The 21,820-nt window shown below is 68.9% G+C and carries 17 protein-coding genes and 1 tRNA gene; 13 read left to right on the forward strand and 5 right to left on the reverse strand.

The window, feature by feature from the left end:
- Positions 1-9: 9 nt before the first annotated feature.
- Positions 10-5,919: a DUF3320 domain-containing protein gene (locus tag MKK49_RS22775; protein ID WP_244032223.1), complete on the reverse strand. Its 5,910-nt coding sequence runs from the start codon at positions 5,917-5,919 to the stop codon at positions 10-12.
- A 198-nt stretch (positions 5,920-6,117) separates the two neighbouring features.
- On the opposite strand from MKK49_RS22775, the gene MKK49_RS22780 reads away from it, so the two are divergent.
- From MKK49_RS22780 to MKK49_RS22795, 4 genes are all read left to right on the forward strand, one after another.
- Positions 6,118-6,663 carry a TadE/TadG family type IV pilus assembly protein gene (locus MKK49_RS22780; protein ID WP_244032225.1) on the forward strand — a complete coding sequence of 182 codons (546 nt, stop codon included), beginning with the start codon at positions 6,118-6,120 and terminating at the stop codon, positions 6,661-6,663.
- On the forward strand, positions 6,663-7,376 hold the full coding sequence (locus tag MKK49_RS22785) for a TadE/TadG family type IV pilus assembly protein (RefSeq protein WP_244032226.1): 714 nt from the start codon (positions 6,663-6,665) through the stop codon (positions 7,374-7,376). The genes MKK49_RS22780 and MKK49_RS22785 overlap by 1 nt, the downstream gene beginning before the upstream one ends.
- The gene (locus MKK49_RS22790; protein WP_244032228.1) at positions 7,361-8,818 is read left to right on the forward strand and encodes a pilus assembly protein TadG-related protein; all 1,458 of its coding nucleotides are present in this window, start codon (positions 7,361-7,363) and stop codon (positions 8,816-8,818) included. Before MKK49_RS22785 ends, MKK49_RS22790 begins: the two co-directional genes overlap by 16 nt.
- Before the next feature lie 171 nt (positions 8,819-8,989).
- Positions 8,990-9,364 carry a hypothetical protein gene (locus MKK49_RS22795; RefSeq protein WP_244032230.1) on the forward strand — a complete coding sequence of 125 codons (375 nt, stop codon included), beginning with the start codon at positions 8,990-8,992 and terminating at the stop codon, positions 9,362-9,364.
- A 53-nt stretch (positions 9,365-9,417) separates the two neighbouring features.
- Here the strand turns inward: MKK49_RS22795 and MKK49_RS22800 are convergent, their stop codons facing one another.
- Positions 9,418-9,720, reverse strand: a complete 303-nt coding sequence (locus MKK49_RS22800) for a hypothetical protein (RefSeq protein WP_244032231.1) — start codon at positions 9,718-9,720, stop codon at positions 9,418-9,420.
- A 147-nt stretch (positions 9,721-9,867) separates the two neighbouring features.
- Between MKK49_RS22800 and htpG the strand changes: the two genes are divergently transcribed.
- The 3 genes from htpG to MKK49_RS22815 all read left to right on the forward strand — a co-directional run bounded on the left by htpG (position 9,868) and on the right by MKK49_RS22815 (position 12,992).
- Positions 9,868-11,712 (forward strand): molecular chaperone HtpG, encoded by a 1,845-nt coding sequence (gene htpG, locus MKK49_RS22805; RefSeq protein ID WP_244032232.1) that lies wholly within the window; start codon positions 9,868-9,870, stop codon positions 11,710-11,712.
- Between the two features lie 46 nt (positions 11,713-11,758).
- The gene (locus MKK49_RS22810; protein WP_244032233.1) at positions 11,759-12,820 is read left to right on the forward strand and encodes a glycosyltransferase family 4 protein; all 1,062 of its coding nucleotides are present in this window, start codon (positions 11,759-11,761) and stop codon (positions 12,818-12,820) included.
- Between the two features lie 82 nt (positions 12,821-12,902).
- Positions 12,903-12,992: transfer RNA gene (locus tag MKK49_RS22815), tRNA-Ser, on the forward strand.
- Between the two features lie 316 nt (positions 12,993-13,308).
- On the opposite strand, the gene MKK49_RS22820 is transcribed toward MKK49_RS22815, so the two are convergent.
- Complete coding sequence (locus MKK49_RS22820; RefSeq protein WP_244032234.1) at positions 13,309-13,452, reverse strand: hypothetical protein; 144 nt, start codon at positions 13,450-13,452, stop codon at positions 13,309-13,311.
- A gap of 344 nt (positions 13,453-13,796) precedes the next feature.
- On the opposite strand from MKK49_RS22820, the gene MKK49_RS22825 reads away from it, so the two are divergent.
- Positions 13,797-14,054: a hypothetical protein gene (locus tag MKK49_RS22825; protein ID WP_244032235.1), complete on the forward strand. Its 258-nt coding sequence runs from the start codon at positions 13,797-13,799 to the stop codon at positions 14,052-14,054.
- Positions 14,055-14,060: 6 nt separating this feature from the next.
- Here the strand turns inward: MKK49_RS22825 and MKK49_RS22830 are convergent, their stop codons facing one another.
- Positions 14,061-14,558, reverse strand: a complete 498-nt coding sequence (locus MKK49_RS22830; protein WP_244032237.1) for a CAP domain-containing protein — start codon at positions 14,556-14,558, stop codon at positions 14,061-14,063.
- A 333-nt stretch (positions 14,559-14,891) separates the two neighbouring features.
- A complete protein-coding gene (locus MKK49_RS22835) occupies positions 14,892-15,704 on the reverse strand; it encodes a FadR/GntR family transcriptional regulator (RefSeq protein ID WP_244032238.1) in 813 nt (270 codons plus the stop codon).
- A 234-nt stretch (positions 15,705-15,938) separates the two neighbouring features.
- Between MKK49_RS22835 and MKK49_RS22840 the strand changes: the two genes are divergently transcribed.
- The 5 genes from MKK49_RS22840 to MKK49_RS22860 all read left to right on the forward strand — a co-directional run bounded on the left by MKK49_RS22840 (position 15,939) and on the right by MKK49_RS22860 (position 21,636).
- Positions 15,939-16,880, forward strand: coding sequence for a dihydrodipicolinate synthase family protein (locus tag MKK49_RS22840; protein ID WP_244032239.1), 942 nt, complete (start codon positions 15,939-15,941; stop codon positions 16,878-16,880).
- Between the two features lie 81 nt (positions 16,881-16,961).
- Positions 16,962-18,071, forward strand: a complete 1,110-nt coding sequence (locus tag MKK49_RS22845) for a BMP family ABC transporter substrate-binding protein (protein WP_244032240.1) — start codon at positions 16,962-16,964, stop codon at positions 18,069-18,071.
- Between the two features lie 8 nt (positions 18,072-18,079).
- Positions 18,080-19,159 (forward strand): ABC transporter permease, encoded by a 1,080-nt coding sequence (locus MKK49_RS22850; RefSeq protein WP_244032241.1) that lies wholly within the window; start codon positions 18,080-18,082, stop codon positions 19,157-19,159.
- Positions 19,156-20,085, forward strand: coding sequence for an ABC transporter permease (locus tag MKK49_RS22855; RefSeq protein WP_244032242.1), 930 nt, complete (start codon positions 19,156-19,158; stop codon positions 20,083-20,085). Before MKK49_RS22850 ends, MKK49_RS22855 begins: the two co-directional genes overlap by 4 nt.
- A gap of 6 nt (positions 20,086-20,091) precedes the next feature.
- Positions 20,092-21,636 carry an ABC transporter ATP-binding protein gene (locus MKK49_RS22860; protein WP_244032243.1) on the forward strand — a complete coding sequence of 515 codons (1,545 nt, stop codon included), beginning with the start codon at positions 20,092-20,094 and terminating at the stop codon, positions 21,634-21,636.
- The last annotated feature ends 184 nt before the right edge of the window (positions 21,637-21,820 follow it).

Genomic DNA, 21,820 nt, shown 5'->3' on the forward strand with positions numbered 1-21,820 from the left:
GCCGTTGCCTCAGGCCGGTGTGGCGTGGCCGGCGCGTGCGAGGGCCCGCTCGAAGCGTGCGCGCGTCGTGGCCTCGAGCCGCGACAGGCCCAGGGCGCGCGCCATGAGGCGGACCCGGTCGGCCTCCTGGGTTCGGGCGGGGAGCGTTTCGGCGAGGCCCACGAGTTCGGGCATCGGCGTCTCGGCGTGGCTGCGCACGCCAGGGTCGGCGGGACGATGGGGGCGGCTCGCGCATGGTGCCTCGCCCGGGGGCCACAGCAGGGCGCGCCCCTCGTCGTCCGTGCGGGCGATGGCCGGATCGACCCCGTCGAGGATCGCATCGCGGACGGGCGGGCTGACGCGCGCGATCCCGTGGGCGCGACTGACGCGGCGCACCAGGATCTCCTCGTAGATCGGCGCCTCGACGGCGAGGACGTGCGCGATCATCGCGGCGAGGACCGGCCGGTACGCGGCTTCGTGGAATCGCGCCGGTTCGAGGGACACGCCGAGATCGGCCGGGTCGGCCAAGCGGTAGCCGGACGGCACCGGGACCGCGGCCGTGACGGGCGCCGCCGCGAGGTCGGCATAGGGCCGCGCCGGTTCGACAGCCTGGGGTTGTTCGGGCAGCGGATCGTTGGCGGACTCGGGGCTGGGTTCCTCGGCCGGTGGCTCCGCATCCGCCGGGCCGATCTCGGGCGGGATGATGGGGGCGGCGTCCTTCGTCTCGACGGCCTGCCGGCGGTCCGTCTCCAGATCCTCGCGCAGACGTCCGTCGAGCTTGTCGAGGGCATGGCCCGCGTCCATCCACCAGTCCGTGCTCCAGACCCGGCGGATGCGCCAGCCGAGATCGACGAGCACCTGTTCGCGCAGGCGGTCGCGGTCCCGCGCCGTGGCGGAGCGGTGGTAGGTGGCGCCGTCGCACTCGATGCCGGCGAGGTAGCGGCCCGGCGCGTCGGGATGGACGATGCCGAGGTCGATGCGAAAGCCCGAGACGCCGATCTGCGTGTGGACGCTCCAGCCCCTGGCCTCCAGGGCCGCCATCACGGCGGCCTCGAACGGCGATTCCACGTCGCCGCCCGTGGGCGCGAACGCCTCGGCGAGGGCCCGGGGCCCACGCTCGGCGAATTCGAGGAAGTGCTTGAAGTCGCGTACCCCGCGCGATCCCGTGCGGCCGAGGTCGATCTGCTCCGGCCGGAGCGAGGCGAACACCACGAGTTCGCGCCGGGCCCGGGTGATGGCGACGTTCAGGCGCCGGTAGCCGCCCTCCTTGTTGAGGGACGACACGGTGCCGCCCACCCGCCCGGTGGCGTCGGGTCCCACCGCCACGGAGAACAGGATGGCGTCGCGCTCGTCGCCCTGCACGTTCTCGAGATTCTTGACGAAGACCGGCTCGTGCCAGTGCGTCCGGTCGAAGTACGGCTCCAGCTCCGGATGGGCGCGGCGCTGCTCGTCCAGCAGGTTCTCGATGAGGTGCTGCTGCTCGCCGTTGAAGGTGACGATGCCGAGCGACCGGCGCTCCCCGGCGAAAGCGGGCTCGCGCAGGCGCCGCACGATCTCCGTCACGACGGCCCGCGCCTCGGGCCGCTTCACCCGTCCCGCGCCGCGCTCGTAGAGTCCGTCACGCACCAGGGTGAGACGGACCGCCCGGTCGTCCGTAACGGGGGAGGGGAACGTCACGAGCCGCCCGCCGTAATAGCGCGCGTTCGAGAACGCGATCAGACTCTCGTGGCGGCTGCGGTAGTGCCAGTCGAGGTTGCGCCGGGGGATGTTGGCGGCGAGGCACTCGTCGAGGATCGATTCCTGATCGGCCACGTCCGACCCGTCCTCGATGGCGTCGACGCCGCGGTCGCCGACATTGGTCGGCGGCAATTGCTCGGGGTCGCCGACGATGACGACCTGTTTGCCGCGCGCGATGGCGCCGATGGCATCCCAGGGCGAGATCTGCGAGGCCTCGTCGAAGATCACCACGTCGAACGGCGTCGAATCCGGCGGCAGGTACTGGGCGATGGAGAGCGGGCTCATCATCACGCAGGGCGTCAGCCGGGTCAGGGCCGACGGCATCCGGGCGAACAGCTTGCGGAGCGGCAGGTGCGCCGTCTTCTTCGTCAGCTCGCGCGACAGGGTGCCCCATTCGGGATCGGCCCCGAAGGCGGTGGGAGCCGGGACGCCGCCGCCGAGGCGGGCGCGCACCACGCGCTTGGAGAGTTCGGACACCCGGATGTCGGCGGCGCGGAAGCGCGCGATGGAATCCTCGTGGCGCTCGGGCAGGAAGCGGGCGAGCACGGGATCGTCGGAGACGACCCGGTCGATCCACCACCGCGCATACGCCGCCTCGAACGCCGCCTCGGCCCGTTCGGGGGCGACGCGGCCCGCCTCCAGGCCGGCGATGAGCGGCCCGAGGCCGGCGTCGCGGGCGGTCCGGACGGCGGCCTGCCACGCGCACCAGGCCTGTGCGCGGCCAAGGCCCGCGGTCCAGCCGCCGATCCGCTCCAGGCTCCCGGCGATCCAGTCCGGGCCCGGTTCGATGGGCTCCTGCGGATCGTCGCGGCCGGCGAGGCACGCCAGTGCCGCTCCGGTCTCGGTGACGGCGGCGCGGTCGCGACTGAAGCGCCCGTAGGCGCGTGCGATGTGTCCACCCTCGGCGAGGGCCCGCCCCTCGGTCCGGACGAGGCGGACGAGGTGGTCGCGCAAGGTGTCGGTCCCCAGCGTCTGGGGGGCGAGGATGGCGACGAGTTTTTCGATTTTCTCGGCCCAGTCGAGGGGCGCCCGGAAGGGGTCCCCTCCGGTCTCGGGCAGGTTCCAGGGCGCGCCGAGGCTGGCGAGCCGCGCGTCCTCCGGACAACCGGCCCGGATGTGGCGGGCGACCTCGATGAGACCGATGAGGTCCGGGCCGAGATCGGCGGGCGCCGGTCCCTCGACGTAGGGCTGGACCCGGGCCTGGACCCGTTTGAGCCGGCCGCCGCGCACGAGGAAGTTCGCGCCCTGCGCGGCGACCCATTCGGCAAGCAGGGCGGGGAGATCCTGATCGAGCAGGCTCGCCCGGTAGCGGCCGGCGAGGCGGGCGAGCCCTTCGTCCCGGACGGTGCGGAAGCGCTCGCGCGCCGCCACCGCCCGGCGCAGGTCGCCGGCGGTGTCGGCGAGGAAGGCGGTGCCGCAAGGGGCTTCCGGTCGCACGAGATAGGCGTCGAGCACCACGAGGCCCCGCGTCCCGGCCGGGGTCGCGAGCAGATCGCCGAGGCCGATGGCGTCCGCGAAGGCCCGGCCGCTGGCGCGGAGGGCGGTGAGCGCGTCCGCGTGCGCCGCGATGGCCGCCGCCATTCCGGCGCGCCAGACCGGCGACCACTGCGTCGCCGCGATCCCCCGCAGCGGATGATCGACGGGTGAGCCGAGGGCGGCCAGGACCGGGCGCAGGTCGCGGCAGGCGGCCCGCAGCCGCGCGAGGGTGCCGGCATCGTGGGCGCTGTGGTCGGGCCACGCCAGGGCGATGGCCGGCTCCGTGGCCCCGGCGGCGACCACGTGGCCGAACCCCTCGTAGGCGCTCATCCCGTTCTCGCGCCGGCGATGCAGGGCGGTGACGAGGCGGTTGAGCTCGTCGCGCAGGGCCGCGAGGTCGCCCGCGGCCTCGTGCCAATCCGCCTGCGGCGGGCTTGCGCGCTCGTGCCACGCCTTGCGCAGCTGGGCGAGCACGCTCGACTTCTGCGCCTTGGTCGAATGCACTTCGAGGCAGTGATCGCCGAGCCCGATCTCGTTCAGGCGGCGCTGCACCACCTCCAGGGCGGCAGTCTTCTGCGAGACGAACAGCACCGTGCGCCCCTGCGCCAGGCATTGGGCGATCATGTTGCCGATGGTCTGGCTCTTGCCCGTGCCGGGCGGCCCGAACAGCACGAAGTCCTTGCCCGCCCCCGCCGCGATGACGGCCGAGAGCTGTGAGGAATCCGCCGAGAGCGGCGCGAACACCGTCTCGGGCGGGTGCTCGGCGTCGAGGCGGCCGGGCTCCGGGAAGGGCGCACCGTCGCCGTAGGCGTGCTTGGGCGTCTCGATGAGGTGGCGCACCACCGGGTTGCGCTTCAGGAGGTCGGCCCGATCGACCAGATCCTTCCACATCAGGTACTTGGTGAAGGAGAAGGCCGAGAGGACGATGTCGGGCACCACCTCCCAGCCCCTGAGGTCGCGGACATGGCCGCGCACGATGCGAAAGATGCCCTCGACGTCGATGCCGGAGGCGTCGCGGGGCAACTCGCCCTCGAGTTCGGGCAGCCGGAGGCGAAAATCCTCCCGCAGCAATTCCAGCAGGGTCGGGTTGATGCGGATCTCGTCGTCGTGGAGGGCGAGGCGGAAACCGGCGCGCACGCTCGACCGCTGGAGGGCGACGGGGATGAGGAGGAGGGGCGCGCGGTGGATGGCCTCGCCGGGCTTTCGCGTCCACGACAGGAAGCCGACGGCGAGGAACAGGATGTTGGCCCCGCCCTCCTCGAAGCCGTTGCGGGCGAGCCGGTAGAGGTCGAGGAGGCGGCGGTCGAGCTCCCCTTCCGTCGCCGTCGTGTGCACCTCGCCGCGGGCCAGCGCGGCGGCGAGGTCCCGGCGCCGGACGTCGTCGAGGGGGCGCCGGGCAAGGAAGTCGCCGCTGCGAACCTCCGCCCCGTCCGGCCCATCGGATGACGGGAGCAGGCGGAACGCGTGTCCGGCCGCGAGCCGGTCCTCCAGGGCGCCGGCCTCGCTGCAGTCGAGGATCACCGAGCCCTTGCCGGGTTTGAAGTTCAGGAGCTTGTTGCGCAGGGTCAGGTCGAGAAGCTTGCGTTTCCACGTCTCGAGACGGTCGACGGGCCCGGCCACCGGGGGCTCCACCCGGCCGACCTCCTCGTCCTGGAACCGGGGCGGGACCGACAGGCCCTGGTCGAGGGAGGCCGTCTCGGCGGGCGCCAGCGCCGTCGGGCCGGCATTGCCGAGATCCAGCGGGCGGATGCCGCGCCGGCGACAGCGCCGGACATCGATGGCGACGTCGAGGGCGGCGGGGGCCGTCTCCTCGACCTGGGCGCCGCCTTGGCTCGTGGCCGCCGCGAACAGGGCCGGCGGCGTGTGGGTGAGCAGCGTCGTCTCGACGAGGATCACGTCCTCGAGGTCGCGGCGCTTGCGCAGGGTCTGCATGTCGTCGATGAGGGCGCTCGTCCCATCTTCGTCCTTGAGCCATAGGCCGACGAAGGCGTGTCCCGTCGTGAGCACGAGGAGCGGGTGGAGGCCGGCCTGTTCGAGGCACGCGGCGTAGAGGAGCGAGAGGTCGAGGCAGGTGCCGACCCGGCGTTCCAGCACGTCGGACGGCCCCCGAACCTTCTGGCCGGTCTGCTCGAAGCTCGCCGGTGGCAGCACGTAGGCGATGCGGCGGTCGGCGAGCGCCGCCCAGATCGCCTCGGCGAGCTCCCAGACCCGCGTCTTGGTGCCCGTCGTGTAACCGTCGAGGCCGGTCGCGCGGCCGGCCTGCGCGAGCTTGGTCGCGGCGTCGCGCAGGATCACATCGACGGCCGGGTCGTTGGGCCGGACGAAGGCGGCGAGCAGTTCCGGGGCGCTGCGGCCGCCGCCCCAATGCGAGGGCGGCAGCAGGCGCAACGCGGCCACGGTCTCGGCCCGTGCCCCGCCCGCCTCCGTCAGGGTCACGGCGAGGTCGAGGCGACTCGCCTCGGTGAAGCCGGCGAGAACCGCCGCATCGAGGCGCAGGTCCGGCGTGGCGATGTGGTGGCTGGCGCCGGCCGCGATCCGGTCGAGGCGCAGGGTGAGAGCCCGCACCGCCGGCGGCCGGCTCTCGATCCGCACCGCGACGTCGCGCAGCTCCGCCGCCGACCCGTTGCGGATGACGATCTCCCGGACCACGGGAGTCGCGTTCTCGTGGTAGGCGAGGCTGACGTGCTCGGTCGCCTCGCAACCGATCTCGATGGTCCCGTCCCGCACCGTCCGCCCCCTCGCCGGGGAAACCTTAGGGGCTCACCTTCAGGTTGCGCAAGCGGCGCCGGATGTCCGGCTTTGACGAACCGGGGGTTTCGAGACCGTCGCCCCTGCGAGGCATGTCGGAAACAGTTTGGATAGTATTCTAGCTTTAAAGGCAGGCCTATTCATTGGATATTTACATATATAAGATAAATTCCTCATATGTGGATTGCTAAGAAGTATCTGTATGACGATCGTGGCGCGGTGGCCGTCGAATTCGCCATCGTTTCGCTGGTCGCGATCCTGGTGATCGTCTTCACCCTGAGCGCCGGCCTGGTCCTCTATCTCAATCAGGCCCTCGACTACGCGACGGCCCAGGCATCACGGCAGATCATCACCGGATCCGCGCAAGCCACGTCCCTGAACAGTTCGAATTTCAGGACCAGCCTATGCGGTTATCTTCCAAAGGCGATGATCTGCGACAACGTCGTGATCAATTTGTACGTCGTTCCGAAAGCCGCGGGTCCGGCCGGCTACTATGCCTTCGCGAATGCGGACATGAGCGGGTTGGCGATTCCGGATCTGTCCAGTGGTTCGGGGCGATACACGCTCGGCATCAGAGGCGACTTCCAGTACCTGCAGGTCATCTATCCGATCACGCTCCCGCCCGCGGCGATCATGTCCTGGCTGAGCGGCAGGGCGACGTACAAGGGTGTGCCGGCCTACCTCGCCGTCTCGACGGCGGCGTTCCGCAACGAACAATTCTGATGACCCGCCGGGTGCCATCGCTCGCGCGACGCTTCCTCCGCGATGGGCGGGGCGTCTCCGCCGTCGAGCTCGCGGTCATCCTGCCGGCTTTCCTGGCCCTGATGGCCGGCGGCATCCAGCTGGTCGCCTACATCAACGCAACGCGAAAAATCGACCTCGTGGCGAATTCGATCAGCCAGATGATCTCCCAGGCCGTACCGCCCCAGGGTTCGACGGTCGCCACGGTCAACAGCCTCGATCTGCATTTCAGCTACGATTCGGCCCTCGTCCTGTTCCCCTACCTCATGAAGGACGGTCCCCGGCAGGGCCTGCAATGGTGGCAGGACATCTCCATCAACTTCGCGAGCATCGCCTTCACGCCGAAGATTCCGGCCTGCGGGAGCAATGCGGCCCCGGCAGACTGCTACCTGGCCACCGTCGCCTGGACGAGCGTGGGAACCTACGGTGGGAACGCCCGCCCCTGCCTGACCCCGCAGAGCCCTGCGGCCGACACGGCTGCCCCCACCCGGTTCACCCTGCCGCGTTCCGCCTACGGACCCGGCTCCGTCATCGTGGTCGACGTCGTGTTCCTGTTCAAGCCGACCTTCGGCTCGGCGTTCGTCTCGCCCATACGGATCGCGCGCTCCGTCTACCTGCAGCCGCGCTACGCCACGCTGATCACCTACGACACCACGAACGACGATGGGATCGCAGCGAAATGTCTCGGCTTCTGAACAGGCTCCGCGCACAGGCGGCCGCCCTTCGCGCGTCGCGCCGGGGCAGCATCCCCCTCCTGTTCGGTCTCAGCCTGATCCCCCTCATCGGCATGATCGGACTGGCGGTTGATTACGGGATCGCGACGACCAACAAGACCAAGCTCGACCTGGCCGCCGACGCCGCCGCCATCGCCGCGGTCGTCACGGCCAAGGCCTACATTTCCGACAATGCCGGCCAGACCAACGTCTCGGCCAACGCCCTCGCGGCCGGAAGCGCCAAGGCCATCAACGCCTTCAACGTCAACACCGGGAGCATCACCTTCGGACAGGTCACCCTGGCGACGCCGCAGGTGACCCGCACCGCTCAGACGCTGACGGCGGTCGTGAGCTACAGCGCCACCGTGAAGAACACCTTCGGCCCGATCTTCGGCTCGCCCACGACAGTGCTTTCCAATTCGGTCACGGCTTCGGCCGACGTGGCCGGATATCTCGACTTCTACCTCATGGTCGATGTCTCGGGCTCCATGGGCCTGCCGTCGACGCCGAGCGCCATGAACGATTTGGCGAAGCTGAACTTCGACATGTTTTCCGACTATAAGCAGGGTTGCCAGTTCGCCTGCCACTTCCCGGCTACTCGCGATATGCCGGCTTCTAAAGGGTGGAGCACCGCCGTCCAGTACAAGATACCGCTGCGTTCCGACGCCGTGAACGCGGCGGTGTGTTCTCTTATCCAGAGGGCCTCCACGCCGGTGGTGCCGAACCAGTACAGGATCGGGATCTATCCGTTCATCAATCAGCTCGCGACGCTGGTCGGCATGACGAGCAGCATCGCCAGCCTGCGCACGGCCGCCCAATGCGCGTCGAACCCGCCCCTCGCCTTCACGAACCTGCTCGACACCGGTGTCACGCAGCTTTCGGTCAACGGCGACCCGAGCACGGGCACCGGAAGCGGGGGCACGCATTTCGAAACCGCTATGCCGACGATGAAGGCGACGATCACGAGTTTTGGGGACGGTTCCTCCGCCCTCACGCCGAAGCCTTTCGTATTTCTCGTAACGGATGGAATGCAAAACAGTCAGTATTTTTATAATATCGATAAAGGAAGAAATGACTACACTGGGTATCCGTCGAAGTTCAATGGCTATGCGAGCTCGAACTGGAGCGCCGGTGGGTCGAAGCCCGCGGCCATGGACCCTTCCTCTTGTGAGAAACTTAAAAGTTCAGGGGCAATCGTTTCAGTCCTGTACATTCCCTATAACCTCATCGCCTTCGAAGACAAGGGTGGCGGGATTGCGTATGAGAACAATGTCGTCAACAGGTTAAGCCCTGACCTTGCGACGCCGTTGAGAACCTGCGCTTCCCCGGGCTTCTTCTACACCGCGAACGCCCCCGCCGACATCACAGCGTCGCTCAACGCGATGTTCGATCAGGCCCTGCGGGTGGCCCGCCTGACCCAGTGAAACGGGACGGGGGGCCGTGACGCCCATGGGTCCCCGCTGTGCCATCGTGACCGATCCCCTCCGTCGGTTGACGTCGGATTGATCCGGCCTGTCCGGAGGTCTCGGCCATCGGCAACGCTTCCCGGGCGGCGGACGTTTCCCGTGCCAACTGATCAATGGGGAGGGACGTCGGTGGACACCAGGCTCGCGAAAGACATGGCGCGCGCGGCCGACCACGCACGGCGTCGGGCGTCGGCTTTCCCCGGCTCCGTCAGCGGGGACGCTCTGCCCTGGGCGGTGGTCGAGGCCTTCGACGCCGAGATCCGGGGCCATGTCGAGCGCGACCGGCGCATCGAGGAGGAGCGCGACCGCGTCCTGATCGCGGCGGTCGGACTGGCTGAGACCCGGCCCGAGGACGGGCCTGAGGCCCTCGCGGCCGCACGGACCCATCTCGCGGACGCCATCGATTATCTCGAACAGGCGGTCCTGCGCTTCGGCATCGTGAATCGACGGGGGGCGCAGCGCGGGCTCGGCGAGTCCGGCCAGCACGTCACCGCCAAGGTATGACCCGGCACAAGGCGTGACCGGGTCGAGGGCGGCACGAGGCCGCCCCCGGGCCTTCAGCCGACGACCTTCAGGTCGTCGACGGACACGTCGCCGTTCTGGCTGGAGAAGCGCGGGGCGCTGCCGTTGGACTGCTGGACGCCGGAGATCCGGTGGTCGCCGCTGTCGTAGGTGGTGAGCTTGCCGTCGGTCTCCACGAGGAGGCGATGGGCGTCGGGGAAGAAGGCGTAGCGCATCCCGTTCTGGGAACCCGTGGTGGAGGGCTGGCCGAGCTCCTGCGGCCACCAGGGCTCGGAGCCCTTCATCGGTTCCATGGGCTTCATCGGTTCCATGGGCTTCATCGGCTTCATCGGTTCCATGAGGGGGCGTCTCCGCGCGTCGGGGAATGAGTCGGGGCTACGCCCGAACGCCGCGATGGTTGCGCCGCTCGGCGGCCGGCATTGAATTCCTTGCCCCCCACGCGCATATCGCGCGCATCCAGCGAAAAAACCTTCGGAGGCGGACCCTTGAGCGACACCGTGGAGCGGCACGAATTCGGTGCCGAGGTCGGGCGCCTGTTGGACCTCGTGGTCCACGCCCTCTATTCCGACCGCGAGATCTTTTTGCGGGAACTGGTGGCGAATTCCGCCGATGCCATGGACCGGCGCCGCTTCGAGGCCCTGACCGACCAGGCCTCCGCCCTTCCGCCCGACGCCAAGGTCCGCATCACCCCCGACAAGGCGGCGCGCACCCTGACCCTGTCGGATGCCGGCATCGGCATGACCAAGGCCGAACTCGCCCAGAATCTCGGCACCATCGCCCGCTCCGGCACCCGCGCCTTCAGCCAGTCCCTGAGCGACGCCAAGCCGGAGGACAAGCCGAGCCTCATCGGCCAGTTCGGCGTCGGCTTCTACTCCGCCTTCATGGTCGCCGACCGGGTCACCGTCACCTCGCGCCGCGCCGGGTCCGACGAGGCCTGGACCTGGGCGTCCGAAGGCCAGGGCAGCTACACCCTGGAGCCGGCGACGCGGCCCGAGCCCGGCACCGACATCGTGCTCTACCTCAAGGAGGATGCCGGCGAGTACCTCGAGGGCTACCGCCTCGATCACGTCGTGCGCAAATGGGCCGACCACATCACCGTTCCCATCGCGCTGGTCGAGGACGGCAAGGAGGAGGCGGTCAATCAGGGCACCGCCCTGTGGCGGAAGTCCAAATCCGAGATCACGCCGGAGCAGTACACGGCGTTCTACCGGCACGTCGGCATGAACTTCGACGAGCCGTGGGCGACCCTGCACTGGCGGGCCGAAGGTGCGCTCGAGTTCTCGGCGCTGCTGTTCGTGCCCGGCATGAAGCCGTTCCAGGCGGTGGAGAACGAGCGCGCCAGCAAGGTGCGGCTCCACGTGCGGCGCATGTTCATCACCGACGAGGCCGAGCTGCTGCCGACCTGGCTGCGCTTCGTGCAAGGTGTGGTCGACACCGAGGACCTGCCGCTCAACGTCTCCCGCGAGATGCTGCAGGCGACGCCCGTCCTCACCAAGATCCGCCGGGCGGTGACCGGCCGGGTGCTCACCGAGCTCACCAACCGGGCCAAGGACGAGACAAGCTACACCCCGTTCTGGGAGAATTTCGGCCCCGTCCTCAAGGAGGGTATCTACGAGGACCACGAGCGCCGGGCCGAGATCGCCCCGCTCCTGCGCTTCCACTCCTCGGCCGTGGAGGGCTGGACTTCGCTCTCCGACTACGTTGCGCGGATGAAGGACGGACAGGAGGCGATCTACTACCTCGTCGCCGACGATGCCGACGCCCTGAGGAGCTCGCCCCAGCTCGAGGGATTCCGCGCTCGCGGTGTCGAGGTCCTGCTGCTGTCCGACCACGTCGATGCGTTCTGGCCCGAGACGCTGGGGCGTTTCGACGACAAGCCCCTGCGCTCGATCACGCAAGGGACCATCGACCTCGCGAAGGTCGCGGGCGAGGCCGACGGCGCGGACGCTCCGGCCTCCGTCGAGGCTCTGGTCGTTGCCCTGAAGTCCGCGCTCGCGGCGGACGTCTCCGACATCCGCGCCACGGACCGCCTCGTCGAGAGCGCCGTGGTGCTGTCCGCGCCCAGCGGCGGGCCGGACCTGCAGATGCAGCGCCTCCTGCGCCGGGCCGGGCGCGGCGGCGCCAGCCTGCCGGTGTTGGAGATCAACCCGCGTCATCCCCTGATCCGCTCCCTCGCCGATCAAGTCGAGGCGGGGGCGGATATCGCGGAATCCGCCGGTATCCTCGTCGACCTCGCCCGGGTCCAGGACGGCGACACCCCGCGCGACCCCGTGGCCTTCGCCCGCAAGGTCGCCGCCGCCCTGGCCGTCGCCCCGGCCACCGACGCGTGAGTGCTGCCCGCGTCCCGGTCCGCATCCCCGTGCGGGCCGGGACACCATGAAGATCCTGCTGCCCACCCTCTACGACACAAGCGGCGGCTCGACCCGGGTGCTGCTCGCCGCCGCCGAGGCCCTGGCGCCCGTCCACGCCGTCACGGTCCGGGCGCCTCTGGCCGAGGCCGACGAGCCCGTCCCCGCCCTGTTCCCGTCCCGTCCGCTCACGAGCCTGGGGCGCAAGCTCGCCGTGCTGCCGCGCCTCGTCCGTCTCCTCGCCCGCGAGACGGTGGCCCTGCGCCGCCTGAGGCCGGACCTGATCCACGTCCACGACGAGCCGTCCCTCTACGTCTACGGCCTCGCCGCCCGGGCGTTGCGCCCGCGCCCGTTCGTGCTCTGGCACCTGCACGCCGACGCGGGGGCGGGGCGCATTGCCCGCCTGCGCGTGGCGCTGGCGGATGCCTGCATCCTCATCAGCCCGCACGTGACCCCGCCGCGCGGCCTGCCCGCGACCCTGATCCCGAACCCGCTCCCGGCCCTCGCGCCGCTGCCCGTCCCCGATGGCGATCCCCTCGGCGCCGATCCTCTGGCCGCCATGGCGGTGGTCGGCGCCGTGGTGCCGCGCAAGGGCCAGGATCTCGCCGTCGCGGCCCTGGCGCTCGTGCGCGCCCGCCACCCCACGGCCCACCTCACCCTCGTCGGCCCGGAACTCGATCCCGCCTACGCCGCCGCCCTGCGGGCCCGGATCGCCGCCCTCGGCCTCGACGACGCGGTGCGGTTCGCCGGCGCCCGCCCGGCCGCGACGGTGTTCTCCGGCATCGCCCTCGCGGTCTGCCCGTCCCGGGCCGAGGCGCAGCCCTTGGCCCTGGCCGAGGCGCTGGCCCGTGGTCTCCGCATCGCCGCGACCGACATCCCCGCCCACCGCGCCATGCTGGAGGCGATCGACGCCGACCCCGCGACCCTCGCCGCTCCGACCCCCGCCGCCCTCGCGTCCGCCATCCTCTCCGCCGCCCGCACCCCACCCATTCCGGGCCTCGCCACACGTACCCGCCACATCCACGACCCCAACCGCTTCACGGCGGCCCTGCGCGCCTCCATCGATACCCTGGCCCGGCCCCCACCGTGAGCCGCCCACTTTTCTCCTAGGGCCGGCTTGTGAGACCGCCCTACCCCATGCTAAGCCGCGCTCGTCTCATCGAGGCCCCCGCGGAGAGGTGGCAGAGCGGTTGAATGCACCGCACTCGAAATGCGGCATGCCTGCAAGGGCATCGGGGGTTCGAATCCCCCCCTCTCCGCCAGTTGTCTAGCCTAGGCGCCTGTTAATTAAGCAATATTTAGCTTGGCGTGTTTGGCCAGCCCCCAGTTTTATACCACATTTTGTAGCGGCTTGTAGCGCACCCTGTCGAACCTTGCTGGATGACTGCCGTGCCGGTGAACGGCATCGCTATGGACAAACGCTTTCGATATACGCCGCTCGGCCGAGCTCACTCGGCCACCCCAGTTTAAGAGTGCGGCAACGATCTCGTCCTCTCACGTATCGTCGGTACGGCGGGCGGGGGACCCTCCAAACCGACGATGCACTAACTTTGAACTGGGACCACCGCGTGGGGCCGATCAGTTGTAGCGATGGAACGCCGTGTCAGAGACGACCGTCTCGGCTTCGACTGTGACGTCGAACAGCGGGGCGAGGCTGGCGATCCAGGCGCGGCGGCGGCGGCCGTCCTCGGCGATGTGCCCGAACCGATGATCCAGGATCACCGGGAAGGCGACGTCGAGTGAGAATGGTCGCGGCGCCGTTCATCGGCACGTCGTCGCCAACGCAAACAAACGACGGCTCTGGCCGGCATCCCGCCTCGCCCAGGCCAGCCGACTCAGGTCGTCGGCGCTGAAGTCACACGCAGTGGCACGCAAGCCGATATGGCAAACCCTCCTGATCCGCCTCATCGAATCACGACGGTCGCGCCGAATAAGCCCCGTGAGTCGCTCTCACCGCCGAGTGGTAGGAGGCTTCGATTGACCCCATGGCGAAGGACGGGCAGAGGGGCGGCGGTCCGAGCCCACCACCGCCCCGCCGCGCCGCCCCCCTAAGAGGATAGCCCGCCATGACCGAGCCGCGCGGCTTTCCGACACCCTGGCTCGTCGTCGAGAAGGTGGAGAGCTTCTGCGTCGAGGACGCCGTCGGCATCGCCGTCGCCTGGACCTACTTCTCCGAGGACGCGACCGCGCGGGCGGCGCGGGGCCTGATGACCCGCGACGAGGCGCATCGGATCGCCAAGGCGGTGGCGATGATCCCGGAGATGCGGACCATCATCCGCACCCTGCAGGACGGCCTGTCCGAGGCCGGGGCGTCGGAGGGCTGATGCGGGTCAGCCGCCCGCGAGCACCAGGGCCCAGAAGCGCTTGTAACGGGTGCCCGGCGCGTCGACCCGGGCGATGCCGACGCGTTTGAGCTGCGGCATCAGCATGTTCTTGTTGTGCTCCGGCGACGCCTTCCAGCGCGCCAGGACCTCGTCGAAGGTGTTCGAGCCCGCACTGAGGTTCTCCGCCGCGTAGGCGCGGCCGAACCCGGCCTCCGCCATGCGCGCATTGAAGGTTCCGCCGATCTCGTGGCTCAGGCGGCCGGCCTTGGCGTTGGAGGCGGCCTGATACGAGGCGGCGCGGATCAGGCTCGTGTCGATCGCCACCGGCCCGAGGCCGTGCTGCGCCCGGTACCGTGAGATGGCGACCGCCGCTGCCTGCTCGTCGAGGATGACGACCTGAGTTGATGTCTCGGGGGTGAAGAGGCTCGGGCTTCCGCAACCGGCGAGGATCAGCGTCAGGACGGTGGCGCAGACACCGGCGGCGGATCGAGGATGGGCGTGCATGGGCTCGGGCGTCCGGAGCGGTCTGAAATCGTCCCAGCCCATCCGGGCCCGATGCGGCAAAAACGCGGCATCCCCGCATGGCGGGTCCGGTTCGTCCCCTCGCGTGGCGGACGGGCCACGCCTCGGCTTGAAGCTCCACTTGCGCGGACCGGGAGCGGGACGGGACGGGGAATTTGGTGAGGCACCCTTCGCCCGCCTTCGGTCCTTCGGGGCGCATGGCAGACGGCGTGGAGCCAGGGCATCCCATACCCCAAGCGTTCGTGAAAGTCGCGACACCACCATTTTGGACCAGGAAATCGGGTTCAATGCGGATCTGAAGACCGCACAGGCGGCTTACCAGCCGGGCTTTCTCCTCACCGAGGCCATATCGGAATCAAGGAGAAGGCGCCCGTCGAGGCGCCCTTTGAGGTTCAGCACGAACTCGAAGGCTTCATCCATGTGCGAGCGCATCCGCTCGCGAACCAGCTCGGCGTCGCCGGCGCGCGCGGCTTCCAGAATACCCGTGTGACAGCGAACGTTCGCGCACCCGAATCGCGCATGCTCATCGTGCGGCGTATCCGTGCTGTATATGACAAGTTTTCGCAGGAGCGCGTTGATGAACTCACAGTTGAAACGAAGAAATTCATTCGGGTTTGCCGACGCCAGGATGTCGTGAAAATCCAGATCCGTCTGCCTCTGGCTGACGATCGTTTCGATCCCCTCGGAATGAGAACTGCACGCCGCGATGTTCCGGTCCAGGAGTCGGAAATGCTCATCCGTCAGGTAAGGGACGGCGCCAGCCGCCAGTTCCGGTTCGAGCAGACGACGCGAGGCGTAGATGCCGCGCATGTCGACATTCTTGAAGAACAGATAATTCTGAACGAACTGAACCGTTCGGTTCAAAGGGACCTCGACCAGCGTCGCGCCGCCCCGCGGCCCGGTGCTGATCCGGACCAGACCTTGGACTTCGAGGGACTTGAGCGCCTCGCGGATCGTGCCTTTGCTGACGATGAAATGGTCCTGCAGTTCACGCTCCGTCGGCAATCGGTCGCCGACACTCAGGTTCTTCTGCGTCATCAGCAGTTTGATATCCTCGGCGACCATGTCGGCCCGCTTCTGCGTCCGTACACGTCGGCCGCCGGGCTGAAGGTCTGCTTTTTCACTCATCGAACATCTTTCACGCCTGCAGATCGTATCGTTCGGGATCACCCGCTCACGCGGCCTAGCTGAAGCTTCCGAGGCTGCCTGGCAACAGCGCCAGTCCATAGGCCTGCCGAGAACATAGGCATCGTGCCACCGAAATCGACTTGCTCAGTCTATTTATAATGATAAATATGAAAAATACCGATTCGGCCTTGAAACGGGCGAACCGCTTTCGGCTCAGATCATCCAGGTGCACCGATGGTTGATGTTTCCTCCGAGGGGGTTCCGGTCTGGGCGGCGATCCATACGCCGTTCACGAAGACCGGCGCCGTCGACAACCCCGGGATTCGCTCCAACGTCCGTCGCTACATCGAACTCGGCTTGGCCGGCATCTTCTGTAACGGCCTGATCGGCGAGGTCTGGGCGCTCACGGTCGCGGAACGCCGGCACGTTCTCGAGACGATCCTCGACGAGGCCTCGGGGCGGCTCAAGGTGTCCGTCGTCGTGACGGCGACCTCGATCCCGGAGACGCTGGAATTCGGGGCGCATGCCAGGTCGGTCGGCGCCGACAGCGCCGTCCTCATGGTCCCGACCTCGGGGCCCCGCTCCTCCCTCCAGCAGGTTGCCTATTTCGAGTATGTCTGTCCTCGCCTGGAGATGCCGGTGGTGCTCTTCAACGCCGCGACGGCGGCCGGCAGTGCCCTCGATCCCGCCGCCTTCGCGCGCATCTCCACCCTGCCCAATCTGACGCTTCTGAAGACGACCGCATCGGCGGCGGAGAACAATGCCCTGCGCAACGTCGCACGGAGGGGCGTCGCGGTGTCCGATCCGCTCGAGGAGAATTTCTTCGGCAATTATCGCGACTTCGGGCAACGCGTGCTGTTCGCGGATCCCGAGCCCTACCTCTACCAGGTCGGGACGGCGCGACCGATCGCGGACTACATCGCTCTCCTGGCCAGCGGCCGGACGGAGGAGGCCGAAGCTATGGCCGCGCGTCTCTCCGACATCCGCGCTGTCTTCAACGCCTGGATCATGGACCCGCTGCGGCGGGGCCACATGCCCGGAGCCGCCGTGAAGGTCTGGTGCGACCTGATCGGCATGGCGGGTGGCTCGGTCCGTGCTCCCCTGACACCCCTGACCGAGTCCGAGCGCGGCCGCCTCAGGGCGGATCTCGACCGCTGCGGTCTGCTCACTGCCTGATCCCATCCAGGGCCTGAACACCGTGCGTCCGGCACGCTCCGCGCGCGCATCCCGTCCGTTTCGACATCGCAGGAGAGCCCTATGACCCATCGGATCGATCGCCGTGATCTTCTCGCGCTTCTGGGCGCCGCCGGCACCGCGACCTGGCTGGGAGCCGGGCGCGCCCTCGCCGCCGAGACGCCGATCACGGTCGGCATCCTCTACTCGGGATCGAAGCAGGATTACGGCTACAACCAGTCGCATGCGAACGCGGCGGCGGCCCTGCGCAAGCTGCCGGGCGTGAAGGTCATCGAGGAGGAGCGCGTGCCCGAGACCATCGCGGCCCAGCGCTCGATGGAAGGCATGATCAATCAGGACGGCGCGAAGCTCATCATCGCGACGTCCTTCGGCTACTTCGATCCCCACGTGCTGAAGATCGCCGCGAAGTATCCGGACGTCACCTTCGCCCATTGCGGCGGCATCTGGAAGCCGGGCATGCCGGAGAACGTCGGGACGTTCTACGGCTATATTTTCAGCGCCCAGTACCTGTCCGGCATCCTGGCCGGCCATATGAGCAAGTCGAAGAAGCTCGGTGTGGTCGCGGCCAAGCCCACCCCCAACCTCATCCGCAGCATCAATGCGTTCGCGCTCGCTGCCCGCTCCGTCGATCCGGGCATCACCGTCCAGGTGATCTTCACCGGCGAGTGGACGAACCCGGTCCGCGAAGCGGAATCGGCGACCTCGCTGATCGATCAGGGCGCCGACGTCATCGCCTGCCATGTCGACAGCCCGAAGGTCGTCGTCGAGACGGCCGAGAAGCGCGGTGTGATGTCCTGCGGCTACCATTCGAGTCAGGCCGAGCTCGCGCCGAAGGGCTACCTGACCGGGGCCGAGTGGAACTGGGTGGTGCCCTACACCGACTTCCTCGATCGTACGCGCGCCAGGCAGCCGCTCGAGCACTATCTGCGCGGCGGCCTCGCTGCCGATTTCGTCAAGACCGGCCCGATCGGCGCGGTTGTCACCCCCGCGGCCCGCGCGGCGCTGGAGCAGACGCGTGCCAAGCTGATCTCGGGTGAGACCGTGATCTTCTCCGGGCCGCTCAAGGACAACAAAGGCAACGTCGTCATCCCGGCCGGCACCGTCCACAAGGAGAACGACCGGGCACTCGACCCGATCAACTACCTCGTCGACGGCGTCACCGGTCAGGCCTGAGACGAGCCATGAGCGCGACCGCCACCAGCCCCCCGGCCTCCGGGGGCCTTGCCCTCGGCAGAGCCGCCTACGCGGTGCTCCTGCCGGTCGCCGCGATCCTGGTCGCGGCCGCCGCCTTCGCGATCTTCGTCGCGCTCTACGGCAGGAATCCCGTCGAAGTCTTCACCACCATCTATCTCGGCGGCTTCGCCAGCACCTTCGCATGGCAGAACACCCTGTCGCGGGCCGCGCCGCTGATCCTGGCCGGCCTCGCGGTGGCGATCCCCGCACGCGCCGGCATGATCATCATCGGCGGCGAGGGGGCACTGGCCTTCGGCGGGCTCGCCGCCGCGGCGACCTATCTGGCGCTGCCCGCTCCGCCGCTGGTGGTCCAGGCTGCGATGATGTTCGCGGCCGTCCTGACCGGCGGCCTGCTCATCGGTCTCGCCGGCTGGCTTCGGCAGTATCGCGGGATCAACGAGACGATCTCGAGCCTCCTGCTGTCATACCTCGCCCTCGCGGTGTTCCACCAGCTCGTGGAGGGGCCGCTCCGAGACCCCGGGAGCCTCGACAAGCCGGCGACCGCTCCGCTTGCTCCAGAGGTCATGTTGCCCGCGATACCCGGCACCGACATCCACATCGGCCTCGCGATCAGCATCGCCGTGGCGCTGCTCGCCTTCGCCTTCATCCGCTACACCGTCTGGGGCTTCACACTCCGAGTCGTCGGCGGCAGCGCCAAGGTCGGCCGCATGATCGGCCTTCCGGTGAACCGCTGGATCACGGGCGCCGCATTCGCCGGCGGAGCAATGGCGGGGCTCGCCGGCGCGGTGGAGGTCGCTGCGGTGCAAGGCACGGCCAGCTCATCCCTCATCGCCGGCTACGGCACCAGTGGCATCCTCGTCGCCTTCCTTTCGCGGCAGAGCCCGCTCGCGATCATCCCGGTGGCAATCCTGATGGGTGGCCTGCAGGCGAGCGGGAGCCTGCTGCAGCGGCGGCTCGATCTGCCCGATGCCTCGATCCTGGTCTTTCAGGGCCTCCTCTTCGTGGCCGTCCTCGTGGCCGACGCCCTCGGCCAGAGCTTCAGGGACAAGAACGGAGGCGGGCGATGACATCCGTCGACACGCTCGGCTGGCTCGCGCTGCCCCTCGCCCTCCTGGGCGGCGTCATCCGAACCGCGACGCCCTTCATCTTCGTGAGTCTCGGCGAGTGCATCACGGAGCGCTCGGGCCGGATCAACCTCGGCCTCGAAGGCAACCTCGTGCTCGGCGCGATGTGCGCCTACGCGGCGTCCTATCTCTTCGGCTCGCCCTGGATCGGCGTCCTGGCGGCGGGGCTCGTCGGCCTCCTGTTCTCCGCCCTGCACGGCGTGATCTGCAGCGTGCGCCGGGTGAACGACACCGCTGCGGGTATCAGCCTCCTGATCCTCGGCACCGGCCTCGCCTTTTTTGCCGGCAAGCCGTTCATCGAGCCGCAGGCGCCCCAACTCCCGAACATCCCGCTCGGGTCTTGGTCGACGCTGCCGCAGGTCCGCGCTGCGCTGGACGTGAACCCGCTGTTCTTTCTCGGCATCGCGGCGGCGTTCGCGCTCCACGTCTTCTTCAAGCGCACCGGCCTCGGCCTGATGGTCCGCACGGTCGGCGACACGGAGGACGGCGCGCGCGCCCTCGGCTTCCCCGTCATCCCGACCCGCATCCTGGCGACCATGGCGGGCGGGTTCATGGCCGGCATCGGCGGCAGTTTCCTGTCGCTGTCCTATCCGGGGAGCTGGAGCGAGGGCCTGTCGAGCGGCCAGGGCATCATGGCGGTGGCCCTGGTGATCTTCGCCCGCTGGAGTCCGCTCCGGGCCCTGGGCGCCTCGATCCTGTTCGGTGCCGCCGGGGCGATCGGCCCCGCCCTGCAGGGGATCGGCGTGACCGGCTACTACTACCTCTTCAACGCCGCCCCCTACCTCCTCACCCTCGTCGTCCTGATCGTGTCCTCCTCGCCCACCCGGCCCTCCGCCGACGTCCCGGGCGAGCTGAAGCTGAACCGGTGATCCGCGATGGCACGACTGGCTCAACCCACTCCCACGGATCCGCAGGACGGCCTCAGGCTTGAGATCGTCGGGCTGACCAAGCAGTTCGGCGCGCTCCGTGCCCTGGACGATGTCTCGATCAAGGTGCCGGCCGGCAGCTTCCATGCCCTGCTCGGCGAGAACGGCGCCGGCAAGAGCACCCTCGTGAAGTGCCTCGTCGGTTACTACAAGCCGGATGCCGGACACATCGTCATCGACGAGGGTGAAGCCAGCATCGCTTCGCCCAAGGACGCGGACGCCGCCGGCATTGGCATGGTCTACCAGCACTTCACCCTGGTGCCGTCGATGACGGTCGCCGAGAATCTCGTCGTCAGCGGCGGCACGCTGCCGGGCCTGATCAACTGGCGGCGCGAGCGCGAGCGGCTGAAGGGCCTGTTGGCGACGCTTCCCTTTGCGATCGATCTCGACGCGCGGTGCGCCCATCTCTCGGCGGGTGAGAAGCAGAAGATCGAGATCGTCAAGCAGCTCTACCTGCGCCGGCGGCTTCTCATCCTCGACGAACCGACTTCGGTCCTGACCCCGGCGGAAGCCAAGCAGCTGCTCGGCTACGTTCAAGAACTGACCCGGACCGGCCGCCTCACGGCGATCATGATCACGCACAAATTCTCCGAGGTCACGGCCTTCGCCGACACGGTGAGCGTCTTGCGCCGCGGACGCTGCGTCCGGTCCGGGGCGGTCGCCGACCTGTCCGTGGCCGAACTCGGCGAGGCGATGGTGGGCGCACCCGTCGCCGCGAGCACGGGCCGCCGGCAGCGTGCCACATGCGCGCGACCGGAGCTTCGCTTGTCCCTGCGCGACGTCACCGTCGCGGGCGATCATGGACCCGCCGCCGTTTCGGGCCTGTCGCTCGATGTCTTCGCCGGCGAGATCGTCGGTATCGCGGGCGTCTCCGGCAACGGCCAGAAGGAACTCGTCGAGGCGCTGATGGGCCAGCGCGCCTGTTCCGGTGTCGTGACGGTGGACGGCGAGGCGTTCGGCGGGACGCGCGCCGAGATCGCCCGGCACCAGATCTACGGGCTGCCGCAGGAGCCCCTGAAGAACGCTTCCGTGCCGGATCTTTCGCTCGCCGAGAACATGGCCCTGCGCAACTACGATCAGGCCCCCCTCCGGCGCGGCATCTTCCTCGATCGCCGCGCCATGGCGCGGCAGGCGGAGAACTTCGTCACGGAGTTCCGGGTGAAGGCGTCCGGGCTCGGAGCCAAGATGGCGACCCTGTCCGGCGGCAATGTCCAGCGGGCGGTGCTGGCCCGCGAGTTGAGCCACCCGGTCCGGGTGCTGATCGCCTCGAACCCGACCTTCGGCCTCGACTTCGTCGCCTGCCAGGAAACCCACGCCCGAATCCTCGCGACCCGGAACCAAGGGGCGGGGGTGCTCCTGCTTTCGGAGGATCTCGACGAACTGCTCGAACTCGTGGACCGCATCGCGGTGATCAGCGAGGGACGCATCGTCTACACTGTCGCGGCCGAGACGGCCGAGAAGGCCGAACTCGGGCGTCACATGGCCGGTGGCTGAGGCAATCGCCCGCCGCGCGCGGGCTTCGCCATCCGGACGATGGCCGGGAACGCGGTGTCGCCTCCCGGATTCGTCGATGTAGAGCAGAGACTTGGACCATCGTCCCGGATCTGGGTCCGGGACGATTCTGGCGCCGTTCGGTCGACCACGACGGGGCGCTCCACCGACCGCCCCCCAAACAAGG

Source organism: Methylobacterium sp. J-090, assembly GCF_022829345.1.
GTDB lineage: Bacteria > Pseudomonadota > Alphaproteobacteria > Rhizobiales > Beijerinckiaceae > Methylobacterium.

What these genes read in the sequence shown, in the direction of transcription:
- MKK49_RS22780 (WP_244032225.1), top strand. Translation starts at nt 6,118, where the DNA reads ATGTGGATTGCTAAGAAGTATCTGTATGACGATCGTGGCGCGGTGGCC.
- MKK49_RS22785 (WP_244032226.1), top strand. Translation starts at nt 6,663, where the DNA reads ATGACCCGCCGGGTGCCATCGCTCGCGCGACGCTTCCTCCGCGATGGG.
- MKK49_RS22790 (WP_244032228.1), top strand. Translation starts at nt 7,361, where the DNA reads ATGTCTCGGCTTCTGAACAGGCTCCGCGCACAGGCGGCCGCCCTTCGC.
- MKK49_RS22800 (WP_244032231.1), bottom strand. Translation starts at nt 9,720, where the DNA reads ATGGAACCGATGAAGCCGATGAAGCCCATGGAACCGATGAAGCCCATG.
- MKK49_RS22810 (WP_244032233.1), top strand. Translation starts at nt 11,759, where the DNA reads ATGAAGATCCTGCTGCCCACCCTCTACGACACAAGCGGCGGCTCGACC.
- MKK49_RS22825 (WP_244032235.1), top strand. Translation starts at nt 13,797, where the DNA reads ATGACCGAGCCGCGCGGCTTTCCGACACCCTGGCTCGTCGTCGAGAAG.
- MKK49_RS22830 (WP_244032237.1), bottom strand. Translation starts at nt 14,558, where the DNA reads ATGCACGCCCATCCTCGATCCGCCGCCGGTGTCTGCGCCACCGTCCTG.
- MKK49_RS22835 (WP_244032238.1), bottom strand. Translation starts at nt 15,704, where the DNA reads ATGAGTGAAAAAGCAGACCTTCAGCCCGGCGGCCGACGTGTACGGACG.
- MKK49_RS22840 (WP_244032239.1), top strand. Translation starts at nt 15,939, where the DNA reads ATGGTTGATGTTTCCTCCGAGGGGGTTCCGGTCTGGGCGGCGATCCAT.
- MKK49_RS22845 (WP_244032240.1), top strand. Translation starts at nt 16,962, where the DNA reads ATGACCCATCGGATCGATCGCCGTGATCTTCTCGCGCTTCTGGGCGCC.
- MKK49_RS22850 (WP_244032241.1), top strand. Translation starts at nt 18,080, where the DNA reads ATGAGCGCGACCGCCACCAGCCCCCCGGCCTCCGGGGGCCTTGCCCTC.
- MKK49_RS22855 (WP_244032242.1), top strand. Translation starts at nt 19,156, where the DNA reads ATGACATCCGTCGACACGCTCGGCTGGCTCGCGCTGCCCCTCGCCCTC.
- MKK49_RS22860 (WP_244032243.1), top strand. Translation starts at nt 20,092, where the DNA reads ATGGCACGACTGGCTCAACCCACTCCCACGGATCCGCAGGACGGCCTC.